This is a genomic window from Candidatus Oscillochloris fontis, assembly GCF_004138135.1.
Taxonomy (GTDB): domain Bacteria; phylum Chloroflexota; class Chloroflexia; order Chloroflexales; family Chloroflexaceae; genus Oscillochloris; species Oscillochloris fontis.
This window is the reverse complement of the sequence record NZ_RYFD01000078.1, coordinates 1-4417: the sequence shown is the minus strand read 5'-3', so window position 1 is coordinate 4417 and position 4417 is coordinate 1. Positions and strand designations below refer to the sequence as shown.

Annotated in this window: 2 protein-coding genes; both read left to right on the top strand. The window is 45.1% G+C overall.

Annotation, left to right across the window (positions count from 1 at the left end; all coding sequences use genetic code 11):
• Nucleotides 1-106: 106 nt before the first annotated feature.
• Nucleotides 107-2596 carry a VMAP-C domain-containing protein gene (locus tag EKD03_RS17475; RefSeq protein ID WP_129633628.1) on the top strand — a complete coding sequence of 830 codons (2490 nt, stop codon included), beginning with the start codon at nt 107-109 and terminating at the stop codon, nt 2594-2596.
• A gap of 14 nt (nt 2597-2610) precedes the next feature.
• Nucleotides 2611-3597, top strand: a complete 987-nt coding sequence (locus EKD03_RS17470) for an AAA family ATPase (RefSeq protein WP_129633626.1) — start codon at nt 2611-2613, stop codon at nt 3595-3597.
• Nucleotides 3598-4417 lie beyond the last annotated feature (820 nt).

Here is a 4417-nt window from a genome sequence, read left to right as displayed (position 1 = left end):
GGTGAAATTTAGCTACGTAACTATGGATGCTCTCAGTTGGGATTGAAACTCATAGATGAATATTTTTGATATACTAAATAATAGTGATATTGAGGTTTGATTTTCTATGCAAATATACACTCGATTTGAATTGAATATTACACCGTTTATGGAGTCGGAATCTACGTATCAAATTCATCTGCGTATATATCGTACTGATGGAACCATGAGAGAAAAAACATCAGTACAGTTTGTATGTGATGATATAGTGCAAAAAAAACTCTTAGAGCACAGTGATAATGATATAAATTATGGTGTAATATTAGGTGAAGTATTATTTAATAAAACAATATTGTCAGAATTAGATGCTGAACTTATTTCAGTAGAGACTTTGGATACCTATCTACATTTCAGTCTCGCTCTTGACCGCTATGCACTTGAACTTCATAGATTACATTGGGAAAAACTATGTCATCCAGAGACTAAAGTTCCACTAGCTACCACTGGACGGATTTGCTTCAGCCGCTTTTTGAGTAGTGCATCTAGGCGAACAGTTCATCATAGCCCGCGCCGAATAGTTCGTGTATTGGCAGCGGTTGCTGCACCTGATTATACAGATAGGTGGAATTTGAGTCCATTCAATGCCAGCGACTATTTGGATGTTGCTCAAACTACTATGGGTAGTCTTGATCTTACATTACTGGGTAGAGCAGAAGTGCGTACTACTTTTGATCATTTGATAAAAGTCTTACGTTCTGGCATTGATATTCTTTATCTTGTGGCGTATGGGCGTGTGATTAATGAAAGATCTTTCCTTTACCTTGAAGAAGATAATGGAAAAACATATCCATTGGATGGTCAAGTATTAGCAAAAGAACTAGCGCAATTGACAGTCTTACCACGTCTTGTTATATTAGTTTCTTGTCAGAGTGCGAACCCTGAGATAGCGACGAATTTGGCTACGATATTTGGGGATGTTGGTGTTCCTGCGGTGATAGCAATGCAGGGCAATTTGAGCTTTGAGACCAGCAGAATCTTTACTCAGGCATTATTACAAGCGATCACCAATGATGAACCAATTGATGTGGCAGTAGCTACTGGTCGTAGAGCGGCTGTGACATCTCAACGTATTGATTGGTGGATGCCAGTTCTCTTCTCGCGCCTGAGTGACGGACGCTTGTGGCAGACAGAGGATCTCCAGATACGGAGTACGCTCGAACAGTATCTACACCGTTGGGTACATCACATTCAGCGTGATCATCTCGTTCGATTGGCGGATCATCTTTTGGCTTGTCCAAGCATTCATCAGTTACAATTGACTGACATTCCTGATCTTACAACGCTCTGTCTTGAGCTTACTTTTTGGGATGCACAACATACACAGGCTCTTACATCCCTAGATAAATTACTAGGTGAGTTGGGTCTGCTTACACTTGTGACACGTCACGAGATTTTGGATTTGCAGCGATTAGTCGCTCATGTACATTTGGGAGAAAGCGATCTCGATTATCTTTACGGAAAAGTTCGTCCATCTGCCGCATGGAATCGTCCGACAGGGCGTGATGTCGCTGATACAATCCGCTTGATCATCCAGCAACTTGCGACAGCTCAGATCCGAATGCCTGAAGCCCTGCACCCACTGATTGAGTTTGTACGCCTCTTGGGCGATACGTATCCGCGCCAGGTGTGTTCAATAGAAGCAGACCTCATTCATTGGGAGCAGCAGATCACTAAGCGTTTAAGTCTCCAACCACGCCTATTGATTTCCTCTGATCCTATACCGCATATCTTGCAAATTAAGATAACATTGGCACCTGGAGTTGTTACCCCCGACATTAGTCAGCCGACAACCGTTCAAGTCTTTCTTGATGCTTGGCTCTTTCCAGATGTAGCACGCCCTCTCGCAACACGTGAATCAGGGACATTAGCCACAGCGTTGACTCGGTTTACTCAATTAGCACAACAGGCGCAGCAAATGGTATCGTCCACCACTGATAAGCTGTGGGTTGAGTTTCTGCTACCACTAGAACTTCTACCCTACGAGGTTGATCAGTGGCCAATCCAGACGGGCATGCGCAAAATGCGTGAGCGTCCAGTTGGAGCTATCTATCCTGTCGTGGTGCGCTCACTTGATCGAATCGAATATCATCAACAAGATGCACAACGACTCCTGCGCTGGCAACAACGCTGGCAACATCTTCAAGTACTGCAAGTCCAGAGACTTGATCAAGCCATGATTATGGTAGATGACCGAGAGAGGTATTGTCTCGATCATATCGAGCGCGTTTTACGCAGTAGTGAGGAGAAGGTTATTTTGCTCCTTACAGCATTTACATTTGCTGAGTTAGATGATCTCATGGATCTGCTTGACCTGGGGCTTGATCTTGGCTTGCCAGCAGTTCTTTTGACTCGTCATGGTTGCAGTAATGCGACCCAAATAGCAGCCAATCTTCGGGATGCGATAGCTGAACAGGATGTACAGCAGATTCCGCACATGGTACAAAAGCAACGTCTCAATGCTCAAACTGAGGATCATATTGGGCATGCACTTACTCTGCTTTGGGACAACCCTGAATGTATCCCGCCCTCAATCGTGTATCGCAATGATCAACTATAAGTGAGAATAACCTGATGAGTGATACAACATGGCGCTTTACAGGTGGTACACCCCATGATGGTATCAAGGATTTACCGCCGCCACCAAGCTGGCGGATGTTTGGTAATCCCAGTAAAAATCGTGGTGAAACCTATCAGACCCGGCAGTACGATGGTAGTATGGTATCCGCTGAGATCGAACTCGTAAATGCGGCGCTACTTCTTCGTCGTCCCCTGTTGGTTACTGGTAAGCCCGGTACTGGTAAGTCTTCTCTGGCCTATGCAGTAGCAACTGAATTAAAGTTGGGTGATGTACTCCGTTGGCCCATTACCACACGTTCAACCTTGCGTGAAGGACTCTATGACTATGATGCAATTGGGCGTCTTCAAGATGCGAGTTTGTATCAGAATCCAAACATGTCCCAACCCTCGCCACCTAAACTTGGCAAATATATCCGTTTGGGGCCATTAGGCACTGCGCTCTTGTCACAACATATTCCTCGTGTGTTGCTGGTAGACGAGCTTGATAAGAGTGATGTGGATCTTCCTAACGATCTTCTCCATGTTTTCGAGGAGGGGGAATATGAGATTCGCGAACTCTCTCGATTGGGTAAAGATCACTCTGAAGAGGTAGAGACTTGGGATGGTGATAAGGTTGTGATTCACGGTGGTATTGTCCAATGCAAGAATTTCCCGCTTGTCATCTTTACCAGCAATGGTGAACGTGACTTTCCTCCTGCGTTCCTACGTCGTTGCCTCCGTCTAACCATTCAACCACCTGGTCTAGATGAACTACGTGCGATTATTCGATCTCACTTTAGTACATACCTTGAACAGTATCCCGACGATGATCTATTTGTTCGTGTCGAGCCATTGATTAAGGCATTCTTACAACGTCGTGAACAGACCGATCTTTCGACAGATCAGCTTCTCAATGCCGTCTACCTCGTCACGCAAAATGTTGATCCTCTTAGCCGCCCAGCGTTAGTCGAAGCCGTTTGGAAGTCGTTGAGTAACCCATGAGTCTTGACCAGTTTATCGAACAGATACGGCTCTGTCTACCCGGGATTACCGCAGAGGACATTGCCGATGCCCTCTACCTTGTGCGGTATCTGATACCCTCGAATAGGTTATCTGATACCCCTATTCCTGAAACTGATAGAGAACCATCAATATCCTCAGTATCATCCAATCTGCTAGATAATGAAAGAAATTCAACGTCTAATTCAACTATAAAATCACCTAGCTTGTATTCAGCGGTTGCTGAGCAAAAATACCAATCTCAGGTACCCCAGCCTGCTGCTGGACTTTATGCGAGTCCACCTCCATCAAGAGAAGGGATGGGGCTAGATTTTCGCACCCCGCATGCACCAGTATTACCAGATCGTACTGGATTAATGCGAGGGTTGCGTTCACTTTTTCTACGAATTTCCTCACATACATCACAAGAGTTAGACGAAACTCAAACTGTACAGTGGATTGCTGATACTCGTGTGTGGCTACCAGTGATGCGTCCACGTGCTGAGCCACGTTTTCGAGTAGTGCTCCTTCTTGATGACACTCCTTCAATGGCGATCTGGCGCAGTACCGTGCTTGATTTTTTCCAGATACTTGAACGCCATAGTGCATTGCGCAACCCACGAGCTTATCGGCTCAGTTTTATTGATGGTAAGCCGGTTTTGCGCCCTGGGTTACGTGATAATACGAATCTTCTTCGGTCTGCTCAGGGTGAACTTGCTGATCCTACTGGACGAACCCTAATACTTGGGGGTTGTGCTAGTACATAAACTTTAAAAATCGCCTATCGTTGTATTTTTCTACGAATAGGTGATGCACGTATGCC

Bases quoted from the DNA above. Each gene is read 5' to 3' on its own strand.
- EKD03_RS17470 (WP_129633626.1), top strand. From the start codon at position 2,611: ATGAGTGATACAACATGGCGCTTTACAGGTGGTACACCCCATGATGGT.
- EKD03_RS17475 (WP_129633628.1), top strand. From the start codon at position 107: ATGCAAATATACACTCGATTTGAATTGAATATTACACCGTTTATGGAG.